The sequence below is a fragment of the Azospirillum canadense genome (assembly GCF_025961225.1).
Taxonomy (GTDB): domain Bacteria; phylum Pseudomonadota; class Alphaproteobacteria; order Azospirillales; family Azospirillaceae; genus Azospirillum; species Azospirillum canadense.
In genome coordinates this window covers 322,501-342,332 of the sequence record NZ_JAOQNG010000007.1, presented here as the reverse complement: position 1 = coordinate 342,332, position 19,832 = coordinate 322,501, and the positions used below count along the sequence as shown (strand labels likewise).

17 protein-coding genes (1 of these 17 running past the window's edge) are annotated in these 19,832 nt (G+C 68.9%); 10 read left to right on the top strand and 7 right to left on the bottom strand.

What is annotated here, in order from left to right:
• Nucleotides 1–122: 122 nt before the first annotated feature.
• On the top strand, nucleotides 123–485 hold the full coding sequence (locus tag M2351_RS29335) for a hypothetical protein (protein WP_264656434.1): 363 nt from the start codon (nucleotides 123–125) through the stop codon (nucleotides 483–485).
• 126 nt (nucleotides 486–611) lie between these two features.
• Entirely contained in the window at nucleotides 612–1,421 is an 810-nt protein-coding gene (locus tag M2351_RS29330) for a DUF2243 domain-containing protein (protein ID WP_264659564.1), read from the top strand.
• Nucleotides 1,422–1,467: 46 nt separating this feature from the next.
• Here the strand turns inward: M2351_RS29330 and M2351_RS29325 are convergent, their stop codons facing one another.
• From M2351_RS29325 to M2351_RS29300, 6 genes are all read right to left on the bottom strand, one after another.
• Entirely contained in the window at nucleotides 1,468–1,623 is a 156-nt protein-coding gene (locus M2351_RS29325) for a hypothetical protein (protein WP_264659563.1), read from the bottom strand.
• 80 nt (nucleotides 1,624–1,703) lie between these two features.
• Nucleotides 1,704–2,255: an NADPH-dependent FMN reductase gene (locus M2351_RS29320; RefSeq protein WP_319801941.1), complete on the bottom strand. Its 552-nt coding sequence runs from the start codon at nucleotides 2,253–2,255 to the stop codon at nucleotides 1,704–1,706.
• 102 nt (nucleotides 2,256–2,357) lie between these two features.
• Nucleotides 2,358–3,701 (bottom strand): oxalate/formate MFS antiporter, encoded by a 1,344-nt coding sequence (oxlT, locus tag M2351_RS29315; protein WP_264659561.1) that lies wholly within the window; start codon nucleotides 3,699–3,701, stop codon nucleotides 2,358–2,360.
• Nucleotides 3,702–3,755: 54 nt separating this feature from the next.
• Nucleotides 3,756–5,399 (bottom strand): class I adenylate-forming enzyme family protein, encoded by a 1,644-nt coding sequence (locus M2351_RS29310; protein WP_264659560.1) that lies wholly within the window; start codon nucleotides 5,397–5,399, stop codon nucleotides 3,756–3,758.
• Between the two features lie 47 nt (nucleotides 5,400–5,446).
• Entirely contained in the window at nucleotides 5,447–6,199 is a 753-nt protein-coding gene (locus M2351_RS29305; protein WP_264659559.1) for a citryl-CoA lyase, read from the bottom strand.
• 66 nt (nucleotides 6,200–6,265) lie between these two features.
• Complete coding sequence (locus tag M2351_RS29300; RefSeq protein ID WP_264659558.1) at nucleotides 6,266–7,147, bottom strand: intradiol ring-cleavage dioxygenase; 882 nt, start codon at nucleotides 7,145–7,147, stop codon at nucleotides 6,266–6,268.
• Nucleotides 7,148–7,343: 196 nt separating this feature from the next.
• On the opposite strand from M2351_RS29300, the gene M2351_RS29295 reads away from it, so the two are divergent.
• The 6 genes from M2351_RS29295 (at nucleotide 7,344) to M2351_RS29270 (ending at nucleotide 15,010) form a co-directional block, all read left to right on the top strand.
• Nucleotides 7,344–8,246 carry a LysR substrate-binding domain-containing protein gene (locus tag M2351_RS29295; RefSeq protein ID WP_264659557.1) on the top strand — a complete coding sequence of 301 codons (903 nt, stop codon included), beginning with the start codon at nucleotides 7,344–7,346 and terminating at the stop codon, nucleotides 8,244–8,246.
• A 121-nt stretch (nucleotides 8,247–8,367) separates the two neighbouring features.
• The gene (locus M2351_RS29290) at nucleotides 8,368–9,828 is read left to right on the top strand and encodes a glycosyl transferase family protein (RefSeq protein WP_264659556.1); all 1,461 of its coding nucleotides are present in this window, start codon (nucleotides 8,368–8,370) and stop codon (nucleotides 9,826–9,828) included.
• Between the two features lie 378 nt (nucleotides 9,829–10,206).
• The gene (locus M2351_RS29285) at nucleotides 10,207–12,495 is read left to right on the top strand and encodes a TonB-dependent receptor (RefSeq protein ID WP_264659555.1); all 2,289 of its coding nucleotides are present in this window, start codon (nucleotides 10,207–10,209) and stop codon (nucleotides 12,493–12,495) included.
• Nucleotides 12,496–12,555: 60 nt separating this feature from the next.
• Entirely contained in the window at nucleotides 12,556–13,242 is a 687-nt protein-coding gene (locus tag M2351_RS29280) for a Fe2+-dependent dioxygenase (RefSeq protein WP_264659554.1), read from the top strand.
• Nucleotides 13,242–13,910 (top strand): tetratricopeptide repeat protein, encoded by a 669-nt coding sequence (locus M2351_RS29275; RefSeq protein WP_264659553.1) that lies wholly within the window; start codon nucleotides 13,242–13,244, stop codon nucleotides 13,908–13,910. The genes M2351_RS29280 and M2351_RS29275 overlap by 1 nt, the downstream gene beginning before the upstream one ends.
• On the top strand, nucleotides 13,907–15,010 hold the full coding sequence (locus M2351_RS29270; RefSeq protein WP_264659552.1) for an alpha-hydroxy acid oxidase: 1,104 nt from the start codon (nucleotides 13,907–13,909) through the stop codon (nucleotides 15,008–15,010). The genes M2351_RS29275 and M2351_RS29270 overlap by 4 nt, the downstream gene beginning before the upstream one ends.
• Nucleotides 15,011–15,014: 4 nt before the next feature.
• Here M2351_RS29270 and M2351_RS29265 read toward each other — a convergent pair whose 3' ends face one another.
• Nucleotides 15,015–16,193 (bottom strand): DUF2325 domain-containing protein, encoded by a 1,179-nt coding sequence (locus tag M2351_RS29265; protein ID WP_264659551.1) that lies wholly within the window; start codon nucleotides 16,191–16,193, stop codon nucleotides 15,015–15,017.
• Between the two features lie 282 nt (nucleotides 16,194–16,475).
• Between M2351_RS29265 and M2351_RS29260 the strand changes: the two genes are divergently transcribed.
• Both M2351_RS29260 and M2351_RS29255 read left to right on the top strand, forming a co-directional pair.
• Entirely contained in the window at nucleotides 16,476–17,387 is a 912-nt protein-coding gene (locus M2351_RS29260) for an ATP-binding protein (protein ID WP_264659550.1), read from the top strand.
• Between the two features lie 66 nt (nucleotides 17,388–17,453).
• Nucleotides 17,454–19,832 carry the 5' portion of a DEAD/DEAH box helicase gene (locus M2351_RS29255; protein WP_264659549.1) on the top strand. Its footprint extends 780 nt past the window's final position, so the window shows 2,379 of its 3,159 coding nt (coding positions 1–2,379); the start codon lies at nucleotides 17,454–17,456; its stop codon lies off the right edge, out of view.

Here is a 19,832-nt window from a genome sequence, read left to right as displayed (position 1 = left end):
GGTCGTGATGAATTGCGCGTCCGGTGTGGACCGGCTCACAGCCGGGCTGGGCGGCTGCGGGTAGGGTCTGGTCATCGACAACGCCGGGGCGCGGGCCCTGGCCTCACACCCAGGAGACCACCATGATCCGCACCTCGCTGCTCGCCGGTTTCGCCACGCTGGCCCTGCTGTCCGCCCCGGCCATGGCGCAGAACATCACCAGCCTGAACAACACCGCCGCGGGCGTCGGCAACGTCGCGGTGCAGAACGCCTTCACCAAGCAGAAGGGTGGCGGCTTGCTCGGCGGCCCGAACATCATCAACATGAACAACACCGCGGCCGGCGTCGGCAACCTCGCGGTCCAGAACGGCACCGTGATCCAGAAGACCCCGAAGGTCGGTCCTCTCGGCGTGCCCTTCGGCGGCGGCAACCAGTTCCAGGCCAACAACCTGGCCGCCGGCATCGGCAACTTCGCCAAGCAGAACGCCTTCGGCATCCAGAAGTAACGCCTCGCCCCTTTTCCCCTGGAGCCCCGACCGGATCCCCGCCGGTCGGGGCTTTCGCATTTTTCCGGTGCCACAGCCCCGTGGCGTCGGGTGGAACCAACCGGCGTCGGTGGAAGTTGTCGGGCCATGTCCGCCGCTTCCGCAACACACCCGTCGCCCACGCCCGTCCCGTCCGGGCTTTCGTGGGCCGGATACCTGTTGGGCTTCGGCCTGGGCGGCTTTTTCGACGGGATTCTGCTGCACCAGGTGCTGCAATGGCACCATCTGCTGACCGGCCTGGAGGCTCCGGCCTTCCGGGACATCCGCGTCCAAATCCTGGCGGACGGGCTGTTTCACGCGCTCATGTACGTCATCGCGATGGGGGGCCTGCTGCTGTTGTGGCGCAGCCGCCGGGTCTTCGCGGAACCAGGGGCGGACCGCCGGCTGTTTGCCAACGCTCTGATCGGCTTCGGCGCTTGGCACATGCTCGACGGCGTGCTGTCCCATTGGATCCTGGGCATCCACCGCATCCGCATGGACGTGGAGAACAAGCTGGTCTGGGACCTGCTGTGGTTCGTCGTTTTCGGCGTGGCGGTCGCGGCGGCGGGGTGGTGGCTGCGGCGCGGCGGTAGCGATGGCGGCGCTGGTGGGGTGCGGAAGGTCGTCACGCCGGTCGCCCTGGCTTTGGCCGTTCTGGTTGCCGGTCCCACTGCGGCGCTGCCGCCGCCCGGCGTTACCACGGTGATGGTGCTGTTCAAACCGGGCACGACGCTGCCCGCGGTGCTGGAGGCTGTGGTCGCCGTGGATGGACGGACCGTCTGGAACGACCCCTCGGGTCAGCTCTGGGCCATCGACCTGGGCGCGGGCGGGAATCCTATGCCGTTGTACCGGCATGGCGCCATGCTGGTGAGCAACGCGTTGCTGCCGGTCGGCTGCTTCAACTGGTTCAGGTCTTGATTTGTCGGAAGCGGGGCGGCGTGGCGCCGCCCCGTGTCCTGCCGGCTCAGGCCTCGTCCGGCTTCGGGGTTTCGGTGTCGCCGGCCTCGTCCGGCTTCGCGGGAATGATGGTCGCGTAGGCGGCCGAGCCCGCGTGGGCGAAGATCACCGTGGTTTCGGCGGTGGAGGTCGGCTTGTCGTTGTTGTTCTTAGACATCGTCATGGGTCTGTCGTCACCGATTGATCAGGTTGCGGTGCAACAACACTCCCCGTCGCCGTTTGTTTCGATCCCTCCGCGGCCGGTCAGCCTTTCAGCCGCAGAGTCAGGCGTTTCAGGCCTATCAGGTGGTTGCGGACGAAGTCGCGGGTGGCCTCGTCGGTCAGCCGACCCTGCGCGTCGAACTTGGACGCCGCACCTCCGACCAGAACCTCCGGCCCGTTCAGCATGTGGGCGTTCAGATACACCAGGATCTGCCGCAGGTGATGGTTGGCAAAGGCGGTGCCGAGCGCGCTCATGCTCGCCCCCATGATGGCGACCGGCTTGTCGTCGAAGGGCTGGTCGGGCGCGCGGGAGGCCCAGTCGATGGCGTTCTTCAGCACCCCCGGAACGGACCGGTTGTATTCGGGCGTGACGAACAGCAGGGCGTCGGCCTGCCGGATCCTGGTGCGGAGGTCCTCGACGCTCGGCGGGTAGCCCTGGAGGCGGACGTCGTCGTTGTAGAAGGGGATGGGCGCGAGGTCGAATTCCTCGATCGTCATGCCTTGCGGAGCCAGCTCCTTGGCCGCGCGCAGCAGCGCCGTGTTGTAGGAGCCCTGGCGCAGGCTTCCGGAAATTCCAAGCACGTTCACGGTCATGTCGCTTCCCATCTGGTCTCGCGTTCCCCAGTCGAAGTGGTGCCACGGGGCGGGTTTCCCAGCCCCACCCCGCGGGAAGCACGGCGATTGGAGACAGGGCTGTCAGTGCACGACCGTCGCGCCGGCCGCCGCCGGGGCGATGTCCTGCCGGACCAGCCAGATGCGGCGCATCGGCTTCAGGACGCACAGGGCGAGCGCCGCGGTGCAGAAGTCCAGCACGCTGACCAGCGTGAAGACCAGCGGCCAGGACTGGGTCTGCTCGTAGACGAAGGCCGCCAGAGGCCCGCCGAGGATGGAGCCCACCGCCGTCGCGATCAGCAGGAAGCCGAAGTTGTTCGCGGCGTGGCGCGGGCCGAACAGGTCGCCGAGCAGCGACGGGAACAGGGAGTAGATCTCGCCCCAGCCGAAGAATACCACGCCGGTCAGCAGGACGAAGGCCAGCGGGTCGGTGCCGAACTTAAGCAGCAGCAGGATGGCCAGGCCCTCCAGCGCGAAGGCGACGACCATCGTGTTCTCACGGCCCAGATGGTCGGACACCCAGCCGAAGAAGGGGCGCGTCAGCCCGTTGGCGACGCGGTCGACGGTCAGCGCCAGCGGCAGCGCCGCCATGCCGAACACCATCACGTCCTTGGTGATGCCGAAGTCCTTGGCGAAGGCACCGATCTGCGAGATGACCATCAGGCCGCCCGTCGCCACCATCGTCATCATGACGAACAGCAGCCAGAAGATCGGCGTCCGCAGCATCTCCCGAGGGGTGTAGCTGCGCAGGCCCGCCATCTTCGCCTCGGCCGCGGCGCGGAAATCGGCCATGTAGCCCTTGGGCGGCCGGGCCATGCCCTGCGCGGTCACCACGCAGATCGCCCCGAGGATCGCGCCGAAGATCAGCAGCGTGTTCTGGTAGCCCATCGACTTGATGGCCATGTCGATCGGGAAGGTGGTGACGATGGCGCCGAAACCGTAGCTGCCGGCCACCATGCCGATGGCGAAGCCGCGGCGGTCCGGGAACCACTGGGTCATCAGCTCGACGGCGGCGACGTAGATCATGCCGGTGCCGATGCCGCTGAGGACGCCGTAGGTGACATAGAGCACCGGCAGGCTGGTCACGTAGGCCGACGACATCCAGCTCGCCGCGACGAACAGGCCGCCGACGGTGGCGAACTGGCGCGGCGTGAACTTCTCGGCCAGATAGCCGTGCATCGGGCCGAAGCCGCATTGGAAGATGCTGAACAGCGCGATGGTCACCTGGAGCGCCGACAGGGAGACCTTGAAGCTGCCCAGCATCGGCTGCACGAACAGCGCCCAGACATACTGCGGGCTGGAGATCGCCATCATCGCGATGACGCCCAGAACGAGTTGGCGCCAGCGCTGGCTGGTCTCCGTGCTGGCTGCCGAATGCGCCGACGGTGTTGGGCCGAGCCGGGAACCGGGATGCGTCTCGCGGGACATGGCGTTCCTCCTTGATCCGGTGCTGTTTTGGGCGTTCTTTGGTTTTGGGGGCGCTTAATGGGCCGAGGCCGCCGCGTGGCGTTCGCGGTCGAAGGCGCGGGCGAGCAGCGACGGGTCCTGCTTCAGCCGGTACTTCTCCACCCGGTGGGAGGAGGTGTGCGGCAGCGCGTTCACGTAGACGACGAAGCGCGGAATCTTCATTGCCGCCATCCGGCCATTGCACCATTCGACGATGGTCTCGGCGGGCGGGGGATCGTCGCGGGGGACGAGCACCGCCATGATCTCCTCCTCACCCAACTCCGACGGCACGCCGATGGTCGCGGCCTCCAGGATGCCGGGATGCTCCGACAGGATGCGGTCGAGTTCCGCGCCGGAGATGTTCTCGCCGCGGCGGCGGATGATGTCCCTCTTGCGGGCGACGAAGTAGAAATAGCCGTCCTCGTCGCGCCGGACATAGTCGCCGGTGCGGAACCAGCCGTCCTGCATGGCCGCGCGCGTCTGTTCCGGATCGTCGAGGTAATGCAGCGCCATGATCGGCGTCTTGACCAGCAGCTCGCCCATTTCGCCGACCGGCACCTCGCGCCCGTCGTCGTCGTCGACGCGCAGCTCGACGAAGGTGTCGTCGAAGCGCGGGTGGCGCGCCGGCCGGCCGATGCTGCCGATCTTGTGCGGCCCTTCGAAGGGGTTGTTGCAGGCGCCGGGGATTTCCGACATCCCGTAGCCTTCGATCAGGGTGGGGACGTGGAAGTCCTGCTGGAAGACCCGCATCATCTCGGCACTGATCGGGCCGCCGTAGATCTTGGTGATGCGGTGGGTGGGGTCGAACTCGCTGCGCGGCCGGTTGGCCAGGATGTTGCCGAGCGCCGCCAGGATGTTGAACACCGTGGCCCCGGTCTCCGCTGCCAGCTGCCACAGGCGCGACGCGCTGAAGCGGGGTGCGGTGATCATCGCGGCCCCCGCCGCCAGCGCGCCGCCCCAGGAGTAGAAGAGGGCGTTGATGTGGAAGAAGGGCAGCACCGTCAGAAGCCGGTCGGAAGGCTGGAGGTGCATGCGCTCCACGAAGGCCTCCCCGGCCCACACGTAGTTCTTCTGGCTGTGGACCACGCCCTTGGGAAAACCTGTGGTGCCGGAGGTGTAGATCACCACGGCGGGGTCGTCGGGCAGCGGCTCGGGCAGGCCGATGGGGCCGTTGTCGCCCGCATAGCGCCCGATCCGCGCGGTGATGGCGGCGACATCCCGGTCGGCGGCGCCGATTTCGTCGAGCGGGAGCAGCCAGGGCACCTCCGCGAAGGCGCCGGTGATTCGCTCCACCCGCTCCAGGTCGGCGGTCTGGCTGGCGACGACGGTGGGTCGGGAGTGTTTCAGGATGTAGGACAGCTCGGCGTCGGTCAGGCCGGGGTTCATCGGCACGAAGACCGCGCCCACCTTGGCCGTGGCGAGGAAGACCAGCAGCGACACGTCGCTGTTGGGCGAGACCAGCCCGACGCGGTCGCCCTTGCGGATGCCGCGCAGCACCAGCGCGCGGGCCAACTGGCCGCTGGTCTCGTCGATCTGCGCGTAGCTCCAGGTCCGGCCTTCGAACAGCAGGACCGGCCGGTCGGGCCCCGTGGCGCGGCGGGAGGCCAGCAGGGACGGTATCGTGTCCCCGTGCGGCGGGTAGAGGTTCAGGACGTCGCGTGGCTTCAGGTCGGTCGGCATGGGTGCCCCCTGGGGAATGGGTGTCGCGTGAGGGAAGCTGGGCCGCGTTACGGGGCCTCCTGCGCCTCGTGCTCCGTGCGCAGCCAAAGCTCCCGGGCGAGGGGGGAGCGGATTTCCTCCAGCAGGTGGGCGACCAGCCCGATGGTGCGGGCGATCAGGCCGATCCCGCGGCACACGCGCCAGTCCATGCCGAGCTCGCTGGCGATTGCGCCGATTGCGCCGGACACGTTAATGGGCAGGTGACGCTCCAACGACCGCTCGGCCTCCGCCGCCACCAGTTCCAGCAGCCGGACATGGTTGCCGCGGAAGCCGTTCTCCGCGGCGATGGCGAGAAGGCACGCGGTGCGCGGGTCGGTCTGCTTGTGGATGGGGTGGCCGAGGCCGGGGATGATGCGCTTCTCGGCCCGGAAGCGGGCGACGATGTCGCGGGCGAGGGCTTGCAGCTGCTCCTCCGACGCGTCCGCCGGCTTGGCCTCCTGGAGCAGCCGGGCCGCGCCCTCGATGCTGCCGACGAACACCGTGCCGACGCCGCTGAGGCCAGCCGCCACCGCCGCCTGGAGCGAATCCGGCGCGCCGAGGTAGGTCAGCCGGGCGGCCAGCACGCTGGGCGTCAGGCCGTGTTCGACCAGGGCGACGACCAGCGCGTTGAAGACGGCGTCCTCCTGCGGGTTGGGCAGCCGCCCCCAGATTTCCAGGAAGGCCATTTGGCCGAGGTCGACCTTGCCGAGGATGTCGGTGGTCAGGTCGAGCCCATGGATACGGATACTGTCCGCATCGCTGCGGCAGATCGCGCTGCGCATCGCAACTCTCCGATTTTTATCGTGCGGTTCGGGTGACTGGGGGCCGCCGTGGCGGCCCCGCGGGCATCAGTCCTGAAGCGCCGGTTCCGTCACCGGGCAGAGCACGAAGTCGTACTCGGCCGTGTAGAAGGGGGTGTCCATGGCCTCGCCGGTCGGGGCGGTGCCGGGCTCGTGCCGTTGGAAGTCGATGACCAGCGAATCCTTGACGCCGAACACGGCGTCGGAGTCGAGGTAGGCGTCGCCGGACACGAACAGCTGGGTCGTGACCGTCTGGTAGCCGGGGGCCGAGACGATCATGTGGATGTGGCCGGGCCGGAAGGGATGGCGCCCCATCCGGTTCAGCATCGTGCCGACCGGGCCGTCCGTCGGCACCGGGTAGGAGGCCGGGCGGATGGAGCGGAACCAGTAGCGGCCCTCCGCGTTGGTGCGCAGCTTGCCGCGCGCCCGCATCTCCGTCTGGCCGGGCAGCTGCATGTCGTAGTTGCCCTCGCCGTCGCCCGACCAGACGTCGAGCAGGGCGCCCGCCACCGGGGTGCCGCCCAGCGTCACGACGCGGCCGGAATAGAAGGTCGGCTCCCCCTTAACGTCCACCGCAAGGTCGCTGCCGAGCGGCCGTTCCGGGGCGCCTTCCCAATAGTATGGGCCCTGCACCGCGGACTGGAGCGCGCCGGCCGGCTTCCGGTTGTTGATCGCGTCCACCAGCATCGAGACGCCCAACGTGTCGGACAGCAGGATGAACTCCTGCCGCATGTCGGTGCAGGTCTGGCCGGTCGCGGTCAGGAACTGGATGCCGGCCATCCACTCCGCCTCTGTCAGGTTCACCTCGCGGACGAAGTCGTGCATGTGGCGGACGAGCGCCGTCATGATGGTCTTGAAGCGCGGATCCTCGCATTCCGCGAACCGTTCGAGCACCGCGCCGGTGATGCTGGCTTCGCTGAACTCGCGCATCGTTCCCCCCTGGGTGCGCCGCCGTCGAACGGCGGTCGTCGTTTGCGTCGCGGACGAACAGGCGCAAAACCTGCGTCGTTCGCGCTCCGGAATGTTTGTAGATCTACCGTTTCCCCGGTCAGCGGTGAAATGATAGATTTTCATCGTAACGATCGATGCCATCGATGGATGGCGCCGGCAGGGGAGGGGCTGAGGATTGGAGCTGAGACACCTGCGGTACTTCGCGGCGCTGGCGGAACGCCTGAACTTCACCCACGCGGCGGAGAAGGTGCACGTCACGCAGTCCACCCTGTCCCACCAGATCAAGCAGCTGGAGGACGAGGTCGGGCAGCGCCTGTTCGACCGGGTCGGCAAGCGGGTGGTCATGACGGAAGCGGGGGAGCTGCTGCTCCCCGCCGTCACCAAGGCCTTGCGGGAGATCGACGATGGCCTCCGGACGCTGAAGGGGACGGGGCGGCCGTTGAGCGGCATGGTCCGCATCGGCGCCACCCACACCTTCAACATCAGCCTGATCCCGACCTGCCTTGCGACCTTCCTCACCAACAACCCCTCGGTCCGCGTGACGGTGGAAGAGCTGTCGGCCGCGGAGATCGAGGAGCGGATCGAGACCGACGAGCTGGACATCGGCATCGCCTACCGGCCCGTTGACCTGCGCGACCTGTGGTTCGAGCCGCTCTACAACGAGGAGATGGTGCTGGCGGTCGGGCCGGAGCATCCCTTCGCCCACCGCAAGCGCATCCGGATCATCGAACTGCACCGGCAGAAGCTGGTCCTGTTGCCGAAGGAGTTCTCGACGCGGCAGATGCTCGACGGCTGCTTCCAGTCGGTGGGCGCGGAGCCGGTCGTGGTGGCGGAGACGAACACCATCGCCGCCATGCTGAGCCTTGTGCGCCGCATGGAGATCGCCGCCATCGTGTCGGAGCAGGCGGTGTCGGAACTGGCGGACGTGCGCATCGTCGCCCTGGAAAGCCCGACGCCCATGCGCACCCCCGGCATCCTGTGGAAGCGCGACGGCGAACGGGCGGCGGCCGTCCGCTCCTTCGCCGCCATCGTGCGGCGGGCTGTGTCGAGCGCCAAGCTGAAGCGCCCACTGGAGTAACGCCGGCGGCGCCCTTGCCGGCACGAATCTTTCGGTCCGTTCGCAATAAAATGAGATTGCAAATCATTATCATTGCGTGGTCGGATTCGCGGGCAATTCGCGTCGATCAGGTCAGAGGGTGATGATGGGCAAGACAGGCGACTTTGCGCCCGATCCGGATCCGGAAGCGTTCGGTTCCGGAAAGGTCCGGGACCGCTTGGGCTGGGGACGGCTGGTCATCGCGCTGGACGCCCTGCTCGCCAAACGGAACGTCACGTCGGCGGCCAAGGATCTCGGGATCCAGACGCCGGCGCTCAGCCGGCTCCTCGGCCAGTTGCGGGACGAGTTCGGCGATCCGCTCTTCGTCCGGTCGGGCCGCGGCCTCGTCCCCACACCCTTCGTCGAGGCCTTGCGGCCGAAGATCTGGGCGATCGCGGTGGACATCGACGCGCTGTTCAAGCCCGGGACGGACCCCGTGCCATCGGAGATAACGTTCGATCCGCGCTGGAACGTGCCAATCGACAGTCACGCCCCGCCGCTGCGGGTCCGGCCGGCCGATCCGCCGGACGCTTCCGGTCCCGACGTCATCAATCCGGGCGACACGCCCAGCGACCGGCTGGCCCGGCACATCGGGGTGCTCGGCATCGGGGGCGGCGGGCACGGCCGGCCGCTGACCGTGGAGGAAGCCGAGGACGCCATGGCGGTCATCCTGGCCGGGGAGGCGGACCCGGTGCAGATCGGCGCGCTGCTGGGCATGATGCGCATGCGCGGATCCACCGCGCCGGAAATCGCCGGCTTCGTGCGGGCGATGGGCGCCCATGTCGCCGGCCGGCTGGGCCGGACGATCGAAGTCGATGTGGACTGGCCCTGCTTCACCTCGCCCAACTATCACAACCCGCCGTGGTTCTTCCACGCGGCCATCCTGGTGGCGCAGGCCGGGCACCGCGTGCTGCTGCACGGCAGCACCGGCGTCGGCCCTTCGTCGGTGCGGCACGAGGTCGTCGCGTCGGCCCTGGCAATTCCGGTCTGCAAGACGACGGACGACATCCCCTTGGCCCTGGCCCGCAGCCGCATCGCCTACGCCTCCCTGGCTGCGCTGGCCCCGCAGATCCACCAGTTGGTCGGGCTGTACCGGTTGATGCAGACGCGCTCCGCCGTGATGGAGGCGGTGCATCTGCTCAAGCCCGCGGGCGGCAGAATCACCCTGCTTGGCGCGGCGAAGCCGTCCTACCGGGACCTGCACCGCGACGCCGCCCGGCTTCTCGGATGGAAGAACCTCGCGGTGCTGGGCAGCGCGCGCGACGTCGCCCAGTTCACGCCGTTCCGCCCGACCACCGTCCACCGCCTTGTCGATGGCGACGCCGACGATCGGACGCTGCCGGCTTTGATGCGCGAGCCGCCGGCGACACCGCGGCCGCGCGGCACCAACCTGGACTATTGGGAAGGGGTATGGACCGGAGCCATCCGCGACCCGCGAGCAGAGCGGATCATCGTCAGCACCGCGGCCTTCGCGCTCTTCTCCATTCCGGGCGGCAAGGGCATGAGCTTCGACGAGGCCATGGGCCAAGCCGAAGCCCTGTGGAAGGCCCGCCGCACGGTTTGACGGCGCGGTGAATTGCCCACAATCCGAACTCCTACGCAATGAGAGTGATTGTCATTAGCGATATAACAATTGAGCAACACAGGCCGGATTTGCCCTGGTCCTGCCGTCCGGGAAGCATCGGCGAACATCAGAAACGGCATGCGAAGGCATTGAAACGAAAGGAGAAAAAATCGAGATGCGCCGCCCCGGTCACGGTTGGCCGGACAACCCGGCGCCGTCGTACGGCAACCCGCTTCCACTTAAGAACGAGTCGCAACAACTACGATTTTGCAAATTAGAATGATTCTGAATCTTAACAATTGAAGCCGGGAACCCCCCCATTGGTACATAGCCCCACCGATCGTTTCATTCGCCCACGCCGCATTTTGAGAGAGCCCGATGCCGCAGAACACCGTTCCCGACCGCCTGAGACCCATCATCGCCGGCGCCGCCGCGACGGCCGGCCTTGCCATGACCTTTTCCTCCCTGACCACGGCGGCGGACGCGCAGACGGCCGGCACGGGCAAAGCCCCAGCGCCCGGCGCGTCGTCCGGCGACGCCCTGGTGCTGGACCCCGTTCGCGTCGATGCCAACCGGCCGGCCGAGACGGGCAACGTCAACGCAGCGCCCACCGGCATCTCCCGCCTGCCTGAAACGGTGAAGGACACGCCGCGCGTCGTCAACGTTGTGCCGGAAGAGATCATCGAGCAGCAGAAGGCCACCACGCTGGAACAGGTCCTGCGGAACGTGCCGGGCATTACCATATCGGCCGGCGAAGGCAACGGCGGGCAGACCGGCGACCAGTTCCGCATCCGCGGCCTGAGCGCGCGCGGCGACATCTACACGGACGGCCTGAAGGACTTCGGCGTCTACACCCACGACACCTTCAACACCGAATCCGTGCAGGTCTTCAAAGGCCCATCGGGCAACGGCTTCGGCGTTGGCAACTCCGGCGGCGTCATCAACCAGGGCACCAAGAAGGCCAGGCTGGATTCGCGGTACAACGTGGAGCAGTCGGTCGGCAGCGGCCCGACCTACCGCACCACCGTCGACGTGAACCAGAAGATCAGCGACACGGCGGCGCTGCGGGTGAACGGCCTGTACCAGAAGTCGACGATCCCCGACCGCGACGAGGGCAAGGCCGACCGCAAGGGCATCGCCGCCGACCTCGGCCTTGGTCTCGGCACCGACACGACGTGGCACCTGAACTACTCTTTCCTGAAAGGCGAAAAGACGCCGGACCAGGGCCAGCCTATGCTGCTCGGGCGCGACGGCGTCTACCGGCCGATCGGGGAGTACGGGCTCGACCGCTCCACCTCCTACATCCGCAACCTCGACCGCGACGACACCACGAACCACGTCGTGACCTCGACCTTCGCGCACGAGGTGAACAAGAGCCTGTCCGTCTACAACGACTCCCGCTACAGCCATTACGAGCGCGATCTCGCCGTCACCACCCCCGGCCCCTTGAATGGTGCCACGGCCACCAGCTTCCTGAACGGCGGCAACCCGACGCTGCCTTACGGCGCCGGCGGCGGCAGCGCCTACAAGCAGGAGGGCTGGGGCGTGCAGAACGTCGCTGGCGCCAAGGTGCAGGGCGAACTGTTCGGGCTGCTGCACAAGTTCAACGGCGGCGTGGACGTCAGCTACCAGAGCGACAAGCGGCGGAACGGCACCTGGGTCAACCGGGTCAACAATCAGACGGTCCGGACCCCGATCCACAACTACACCGCCAACGCCTTCGTGACCTATCCGACCACTGGCGGCCGTGAAGCGAGCGTCGCCAACACGGGCCTGTTCGCGACCGACCGCATGTGGCTGTTTGACCAGCTGTCGGTTCAGGGCGGCGTGCGCTGGGATTACTTCCGCACCAGCTTCAGCGCCAACGACCCTGCGGTCGGCAGCGGCACCGCGACCACCCGCACCTGGAGCCCGTCGGTCAGCCTGCTCTACGAGCCGACCAAGGACTCCTCCCTGTACTTCTCCTACGCGCGGTCCGCCAAGCCGATCGGCACCGACATCGCGGCGGCGGTGGCCAACGGTACGGCGGAAAACCCGCGCAATGGCCGGAACTTCGACCCGGAAAAGACCGACCTCTGCGAGGTTGGCGGAAAGGCGGACTTCCTGAACGGCCGCCTGGGCGTCAACGCCGCCCTGTTCCGCCTGGAGAAGAGCAACACCTACGCCGTGGACCCCGCCACCGGGGCCGTGACCGACGGCTTCTCGGAAGCCGGTCTCGGCACCCGCGTCCAGGGCTTCGAGGCGGGCATCAGCGGCAAGGTGCTGCCGGGCCTCAGCGTCTACGGCAGCTACGCTTTCCTGGACGGGGAGGTGACCGAATCCCGCACCAACCCCGCGGTCGTCGGCCGCAACGCCCCGAACGTGCCGAAGCACAACGCCAGCCTGTGGACGACCTATGAGTTCGAGGCCGGGGTCCCGGGCAAGTTCGCGGTCGGCGGCGGCGTCCAGTACGCGTCGGACTATTGGGCGGACAGCGCGAACACCGGCCGCATGCCGGAGACCGTCTCGCTGGACGCTTTGGTGTCCTACGAGTACCGCAACCTGTCGCTTCAGCTGAACGCCTACAACTTGACCGACCACCGCAACTACACGGCCGCCTTCAACGCCTCGCGCGCCGTGCCGGCGGCTGGGCGGACGTTCCTGCTGACGGCCGGCCTGACGTTCTGACCGCTGTGGCTGGGCCGCCCGAAGGGGCGGCCCAGCCATTTTCTTGAGAGGAAGCCCCCGTTGCTGCTGCAAATCCCCAATATCCTCACCGCCGACGAGGTCGCCCATTGCCGGGCCGTGCTGGAGGCGTCGCCCTGGGTGGACGGCCGCGTCACCGCAGGCGGTCAGGCGGTGCAGGCCAAGCGGAACCTGCAGATCCCGGAGGAGAGCGAGACCGCCCGCGAATTGGGCGTGGTCATTTTGAAAGCGCTTGGACGCAACCCGGCCTTCAACTCCGCCGCCCTGCCGCTGCGCGTGCTGCCGCCCATGTTCAACCGGTACGACCAGGACATGACCTACGGCTGCCACGTGGACAACGCCATCCGAACCATTCCCGGCAGCGGCGGTCTGCGCATGCGCGCCGACGTGTCGACCACGATCTTCCTCAGCGATCCCGCCGACTACGACAGCGGCGAGCTGGTGGTCGAGGACACCTACGGCATGAAGGCGGTGAAGCTGCCGGCCGGGCACGGGGTGGTCTACCCGTCCAGCAGCCTGCATCAGGTCACACCGGTGACGCGGGGGTCGCGCTGGGCGTCCTTCTTCTTCACGCAGTCTCTGGTCAAGGACGACGGCCTGCGGGCCATGCTCTACGACCTGGACGTCGCCATCATCGCGTTGCGCGGGGAGCTGGGGGACGGGCACCAGGCCGTGCTGTCGCTGGTGAACCACTATCACAACCTTCTCCGCCGCTGGGCCGAGGTGTGATGGCCACCGGACGCGCAGGCGCCGCGGTGGCGCCGGGCATCATCGACGTGCAACTGGCGCTGGGGCAGATCTGCCTCGACCGCGGCGGGGCGGCGCAGGCGGCGGAATGGTTCCGCATCGCCGCGCGCGGCGGCGACGCGCGCGCGATCAACATGCTGGGGCGCTGCTTCGAGCGGGGCTGGGGCGTCCTGGCCGATCCCGGACAGGCCGCCGCCTGCTACCGCAAGGCCGCGGACCGCGGCGATGTCTGGGCCCTGTTCAACCTGGCCGACCTGCATTGCCGGGGGGAGGGCGTCCCGGCCGACGACGAGGCCGCCTACCGGCTCTACGCCGCGGCGGCGCGCAGGGGGCACGCGAAGGCGCTCAACATGCTGGGCCTGTTCCACGAATGCGGGCGGGCGGTGCCGGTGGACGGCGGCGCCGCGCGTGCTTTCTTCCAGGCGGCGGCGGAGGGCGGGGACTGCTGGGGCCGCTTCAACCACGCGCGCATGCTGACCCTCGACGGCCGGCTGGAGGAGGCGCTGCCGTGGTTCCGGCGCGCGCTCGCCGCCGGTTTCTCCGATTTCCACCGCTGCATGGCCGACGCCCTGGCCGGCCACCCCGATTCCAGGCTGCGCGCGCTGTCGCGCGAAGCCGAGGCTCTGGCCAACACCGGACATATTCCATGATCGTTCCGCCCGACACCGTGTCGCTGTCCGACTACGAGCAGCACTTCACCGACCGGGTCGATCCGGCGATCCGCGCCTACATCGCCGGCGCCGGGGCGGACGGCATCACCCAGCGCGCCAACCGCGAGGCCTTCGACCGCCTGCGCCTGATGCCGCGCGCCCTGCGCGACCTGTCCCGGGCGAGCGCCCGCGCGACCCTGCTGGGTGAGGCGATGGCCTACCCGATCGTCGTGGCGCCCATGGCCTATCACCGGCTGGTCCATCCGGACGGCGAGCGGGCGACGGCCACCGCGGCGGCGCTGACCGGCACCTGGATGACCGTCAGCACGCAGGCGAGCGTCACACTGGAGGAGGTCGCCGCCACGGCGCCCAACAATCCACTGGGCAACCAGCTGTGGTTCCAGCTCTACCTGCGGCCTCGGCCGGAGGACACACTTGCCCTGGTCCGCCGGGCGGAGGACGCCGGGTATCGCGCGCTGGTGCTGACGGTCGACGCGCCGGTGAACGGCCTGCGCAACATGGAGCAGCGCGCTGGCTTCCGCCTGCCGGCCGACGTCTCGCCGGTCAACCTCGTCGGCATGGCCCTGGACGAGGTTGTGGCGTCGCGGCCGGGCAGCCTGGTCTTCCAGGGCATGCTCCACAATGCGCCGACCTGGGAGAGCGTGGCGTGGCTGTGCGCACAAACGCGGATGCCCGTCCTGCTGAAGGGACTCCTGAATCCGGAGGACGTGGATCCGGCGATCGCGGCGGGGGCGGCCGGTCTCATCGTGTCCAACCACGGTGGGCGGACTCTCGACACGCTGCCAGCGACGATCGAGGCACTGCCGTTTGTGGCGGCGAAGGCGGCCCGGCGCCTTCCCATTCTGATGGACGGCGGCATCCGCCGCGGCACGGACATCCTCAAGGCCCTTGCGCTGGGCGCCGACGCGGTGATGGTGGGTGTGTCCGTGCTCTACGCCCTGGCGGTCGGCGGCGTCGCGGGCGTCGCCCACGCGCTGACGATCCTGCAGACCGAACTGGAGGTCGCCATGGCGCTGACCGGGCGGGCACGACTGGCCGACATCGACCGGTCGGTGATCTTCGACCCGCCCCGGTCCTGAAAGCTCAGGCGGGTGGTGTGTCCGGGGTGCCGGCCGCCCCGTTCAGCGTGCGCAGCATGCGCGCGAAGGAGGTCGCTCCGGCGCTGCGCATCGGCACGAAGGGCTTGCCCATGCGCCGGCAGAGCCCCTTCACGCGCAGGCAGGCGTTGTGGCTGACGCAGTCGATGGGGCAGACCACCACATCCGCCTGCTCCACGAGGCACACGAGGCCGTGGGTCGTCTGCTCGATGCCGCCGTCATGGTGCAGCAGCGAGCCGTTGCGGGTCTCCACCGCGGCGCGGAGGTGGGGAAGGGTGCCCGGCCGCCCGCCGACGTAGAGGATGGCTTGGCCGTTGAGATCGGCGGGCACTTCCGCTTCCGCCTCGTCCGTCCGGGTCGCGGGAACCGGTTGGGGCCGGAGGGCGGACAGCCCGTCGAGAAGAGGGCGCAGCCGGTCCAGTTCTGCCTCCGCGCTGCGGGCGCGCATCCGCTCCGCGGCGAGACGGCGGCGCAACACGTCCACCTCGCGCTGCAAGCGGTCGCCGGTCCGATGCGCTGGCGCCAGTACCTCGCGCGCCGGGTTCACCACGCTGCGCCGCTTGGCCAGCTGCGCCTCCAGGTCGCGGATGCGCGCGTCGCGTTCCGCCAGATGGTCGGCCGCAGCGCGCTCGTTCCGGGCCAGCCGCTCCTCCAACTCGGCGCAGCGCCGCGCCAGTCCCTGGTTGTCGCGCAGCTGGCGGCGGCTTTCGCCCCCCATGATGTGGGACAGCATGTGAACGTCGGAGAAGGCGCGCGCCCGCACCGCGTCGGGAATGCCGGCGTGGCTGAGGATCGCCCAATAGGCTTGGGCGACCGCTCCCGACGCGACCGAGGCTTCCCATTGGGCCAGCCAGCCCTCCTCGGTGGTCTCCTTGGCGAAGCGGCGGATGGCGCCGGCCGCCGCCTCGTCCAGGCGCCGCTGCATGAGGCGCGCCTCCGGGCCGTTGGTGCCCGCCCGTTCCACGAAGTAGCGGTGGATGTCGTACGGCCGCACGTCCGCGGACATTGTCAGGCGCAGGCGGCGGCACAGCCACGCGACATCGTCCGACGACAGGCAGGTGCCCACGATGGAACAGTGGAATTCGCCGGGGATGGTCCAAAGCTTTCGCCGTCCGCCGCGGCTCAGCGGCGGCAGGGCGTCCTTGGTTCGGCAGCGTTCACACATCGTCCAGGCTCCCGCCTATTTCGTGGTTTCGGATGCGTCGCGCGGTCGCGACCGTACGTGCCCGAATAATAGTGCAAATCATTCTCACTTGCAAATCGTGGAGATGCGGGAGGGGTCGCGCTGAATCCAAACCGCGCGCAATAGAAAGCCTAAGCTGTGCCATACAAAAGAAACAGCACAAATCATGAACATTGTGCTAGTGTCCAAGCATGTGCGCTGCGCCGGCTGGTTCGGACTGGTCCTTCGGCGAGGCAAACCGTTCACCGATGCGAGGTTTTTTCTATGGCGTTCAAGCGCGTCAGCCAGACGACGTTGCCGCCCCGCCGCTGGGCCTTGAAGGGCTATTATGGCGACGGCAAGTCAACCTTCATCCTGGCCATGCAGCAGCCCACGCTGATGATCGACGCCGACGGGCGCCGGCATGAGCTGAAGGGCGGCGAACTGTACGAGTTGAGCGAGGAGGCCGCCGACCACCGCTCCGTCGAGCGCATCCAGGACCTGCTGGACGCGAACATGCCCGGTTCCGACATCCGGACCATCGCCATCGACAGCGTGACGTCGCTGATCGGCGTTTCGATCGCCCGGGCCATGCTGGACAACGCGGCCGACCGCAACCGGAACAAGAACCAGGCCTGGGTCGACAAGGCGGAAAAGATGCGCCTTTTGCAGGATGCGGTGACCGCGCATGGCACGCATGTGCTGTGGATCTGGCACCTGGAGGACGCGCAGCTCAACGGCAAGGCCCAGATCCGGGAAACCCTGCCGGAAACCGAACGCGAGCGCCTGTACCGCTCGCTCAACGCCTCCCTGCGCATCGTGCGCGAGGAGGAGCGCCGCGGCGTGCTGGTCGAATGGTCGCGCGAGGGCCCCGCGGGCATGATCGTGTGGGACGAGGAGGGGCATTGGAAGGGCGTGCCGGAGCGCATCGAGGCGGCGATCTACGGACAGGATGGCGATTCCAAACCCACATCTTCTGCACCCAAGGAGGGCGAGGCCGAGAGCGTCCTGACCTTCTACACGCCGGCGGAAGCCGTGGCCTGGGGTGTCGACCAGGGCGCCTACCCGACGGTCGAGGCGGCCCAGGCCGCCTATGATCAGCTGAAGGCCGAACGCGGGCCGCGCAACGCGCGCGAGATGTATCGGGCCTGGATCGACCTGATCCAGCAGCGGGGTCCGCAGCGCCGCCGGGCGTGACGTCGGGCCACCGCGCCCCGTCGCGTGTATAGTCTTTTCCGGGGTGAAAAGACGCGGCGACGGAAAATGACAACCTTTCTGCACTCGGTCTTCCGGAAAGACCGGTTGTGGCTGTGGGGGGAAACCACCCTGGCCGGCGCGGCACCATTGCCGCGTCCGCGCGGGCGGAAAGCAAAGGCGCCGCAGCGCGATCCCAATCCCTTCGACGCTGGGGCGGGCACGCTGGGCCAGATGGTCGAAGCGATCGGGCTCGGCACCGGCATCGCGGCTGGGACCGTGACGCTCTGGCTTCCCACCGAGCGCGGGCGGCCGGTTCCCTCCAGCCCCATCCTGGACGACGCTGCGGACGAGGCGCAGACCGGCCCGATGTCGCTGGCCGCGTGGGAGACGGCGGCCCTCGGGCTGGACCCGCGGAACGCCGTTGCCCTCCTCACCCGCGTGCTGTCGGACGCGTCGCTGGCGCCCGGCCTGTTCGCCGGCGCGGACCTCGCCTATTGGGCGGCGGCCCTTCGCTTCGCCGGGGCGCTGGTCGCGCGGGGGCGCCTGCTGCCGGACCTCGTGCGCGAGGACGGTCGCGCCTTTGCCCGCTGGAGTCCCACCTATCTCGGCCGCGACGCCCAGGCCCTGGCACGCCTGTCCCAAGCCATGCCGGACGCCGCGCGCGCCGTCGGCGAGGCCGGCGCCCCTCCTGAGGATCCGCCGCCGGCCATACTGACCGCCTTCCTCGCCTGGATCGCCGACGCGCTGATGCGGCCCCCGCTGTGGGATGAGGCAACCCCGGCCAGCACGACGATGACGCTGGCGAAGGCGGCGAGCGCGGACGACGCGTGGCTCGCCGCCCTCACCGGTCCCGTCGCCGCGATCAAGGGCGATGCAGCCGCGCTCGCCGGGTTGGAACAACGCCTCGCCGACTGGCGCCGGCCCATCGCGGTGATGGCCGTCAGCCCGGTGCGCCTTTGCTTCCGGCTGGAGGAGCCGGAGAGAGACCCGGACGCGGAGGAGGACGCCACTGCGGTCACCGTTCCGGAGGGGGCCTGGACGGTCCGCTACCTGCTGCAATCGCACGAAGACCCCAGCCTGCTCGTCCCCGTGCCCGACGCCTGGGCAAAGGGCGGAAACGGCGAGGCCGCCCGGCTTCTGAAGGGGGTTTCGGGCGGTGGCGACCTGCGGGAGTTCCTGCTGCTGTCCTTTGCCCAGGCGGGGCGGCTGAGCCCGGCCGTCGAGGCCAGCCTGAAGCGCGGCGTTCCCGCCGGCTTCGACACCGACGCAACGGGCGCCGTGGACTTCCTCACCCAAACCGCCCCGGCCCTGGAGCAGGCGGGCTTCGGCGTGCTGCTGCCGGCTTGGTGGGCGGGGCGGGGCACCCGGACTCGGCTCGCCAACCGGGCCAAGGTGCGCGCGCCGAAGATGCAGGGTGGCGCCGCGCTGAGCCTGGAGGACCTCGTCACCTTTGATTGGGAGGTGGCGCTAGGCGACCAGGTTCTGTCGGCGCGCGACCTGTCGGCGCTTGCCCGGCTGAAGACGCCGCTGGTGCGCGTGCGCGGGCAGTGGGTGCTGCTCGACGCCGCGGAGATCAAGGCGGCGGCCGAGCGGCTGAAGCGGCGCGGCCAGGAGATGTCGGCCCGCGACCTCGTCCGCATGGCGCTGGGCGGAAGCGGGGACATGACCGTCGACGGCATCGACGTGGCGGGCTGGGTCAAGGACCTGCTGGACCGGCTGACCGGCGCCCGTCCCTTCGACGAGTTGCCGGTGCCGCCGGGTGTGTCGGCGACGCTGCGCCCGTACCAGCGCCGCGGTTATTCCTGGCTGGCCTTCCTGCGGCGCTGGGGGCTGGGCGCCTGCCTCGCCGACGACATGGGTCTCGGCAAGACCGTGCAGACGCTGACCCTGCTCCAGCGCGAGAAGGACGCGTCGGAGGAGGAGGGGCGGGCGCGGCCGACCACGCTGCTGGTCTGTCCCACCTCGGTCGTCGCCAACTGGAAACGCGAGGCGGCGCGCTTCACGCCGGACCTCGCCGTCATGGTCCATCACGGGGCCGGGCGCACCCGCACCGCCGCCGCGCTGCGCCGCGACTGCAAGGCGCACGATCTCGTGGTGACCAGCTACGCCCTGCTGCAGCGCGACGCGGAGGCGTTGAAGGCGGTGCCCTGGGCCGGGGTGATCCTGGACGAGGCACAGAACATCAAGAACTCGGAGACCAAGCAGGCCAAGGCGGCCCGCGCGCTGCCCGCCGATTACCGCGTGGCGCTGACCGGCACCCCGGTGGAGAACAACGTCGGCGATCTGTGGTCGGTGATGGAGTTCCTCAACCCCGGCTTCCTCGGCAGCGCGGCGGCCTTCAAACGCAACTATTTCATGCCCATTCAGACGCAGCGCGACGCCGACGCCACCGCCCGGCTGAAGGCGCTGACCGGGCCCTTCGTCCTGCGCCGGCTGAAGACCGAC

What these genes read in the sequence shown, in the direction of transcription:
- M2351_RS29335 (WP_264656434.1), top strand. Translation starts at nt 123, where the DNA reads ATGATCCGCACCTCGCTGCTCGCCGGTTTCGCCACGCTGGCCCTGCTG.
- M2351_RS29330 (WP_264659564.1), top strand. Translation starts at nt 612, where the DNA reads ATGTCCGCCGCTTCCGCAACACACCCGTCGCCCACGCCCGTCCCGTCC.
- M2351_RS29325 (WP_264659563.1), bottom strand. Translation starts at nt 1,623, where the DNA reads ATGACGATGTCTAAGAACAACAACGACAAGCCGACCTCCACCGCCGAA.
- M2351_RS29320 (WP_319801941.1), bottom strand. Translation starts at nt 2,255, where the DNA reads ATGACCGTGAACGTGCTTGGAATTTCCGGAAGCCTGCGCCAGGGCTCC.
- oxlT (WP_264659561.1), bottom strand. Translation starts at nt 3,701, where the DNA reads ATGTCCCGCGAGACGCATCCCGGTTCCCGGCTCGGCCCAACACCGTCG.
- M2351_RS29310 (WP_264659560.1), bottom strand. Translation starts at nt 5,399, where the DNA reads ATGCCGACCGACCTGAAGCCACGCGACGTCCTGAACCTCTACCCGCCG.
- M2351_RS29305 (WP_264659559.1), bottom strand. Translation starts at nt 6,199, where the DNA reads ATGCGCAGCGCGATCTGCCGCAGCGATGCGGACAGTATCCGTATCCAT.
- M2351_RS29300 (WP_264659558.1), bottom strand. Translation starts at nt 7,147, where the DNA reads ATGCGCGAGTTCAGCGAAGCCAGCATCACCGGCGCGGTGCTCGAACGG.
- M2351_RS29290 (WP_264659556.1), top strand. Translation starts at nt 8,368, where the DNA reads ATGATGGGCAAGACAGGCGACTTTGCGCCCGATCCGGATCCGGAAGCG.
- M2351_RS29285 (WP_264659555.1), top strand. Translation starts at nt 10,207, where the DNA reads ATGCCGCAGAACACCGTTCCCGACCGCCTGAGACCCATCATCGCCGGC.
- M2351_RS29275 (WP_264659553.1), top strand. Translation starts at nt 13,242, where the DNA reads ATGGCCACCGGACGCGCAGGCGCCGCGGTGGCGCCGGGCATCATCGAC.
- M2351_RS29270 (WP_264659552.1), top strand. Translation starts at nt 13,907, where the DNA reads ATGATCGTTCCGCCCGACACCGTGTCGCTGTCCGACTACGAGCAGCAC.
- M2351_RS29265 (WP_264659551.1), bottom strand. Translation starts at nt 16,193, where the DNA reads ATGTGTGAACGCTGCCGAACCAAGGACGCCCTGCCGCCGCTGAGCCGC.
- M2351_RS29260 (WP_264659550.1), top strand. Translation starts at nt 16,476, where the DNA reads ATGGCGTTCAAGCGCGTCAGCCAGACGACGTTGCCGCCCCGCCGCTGG.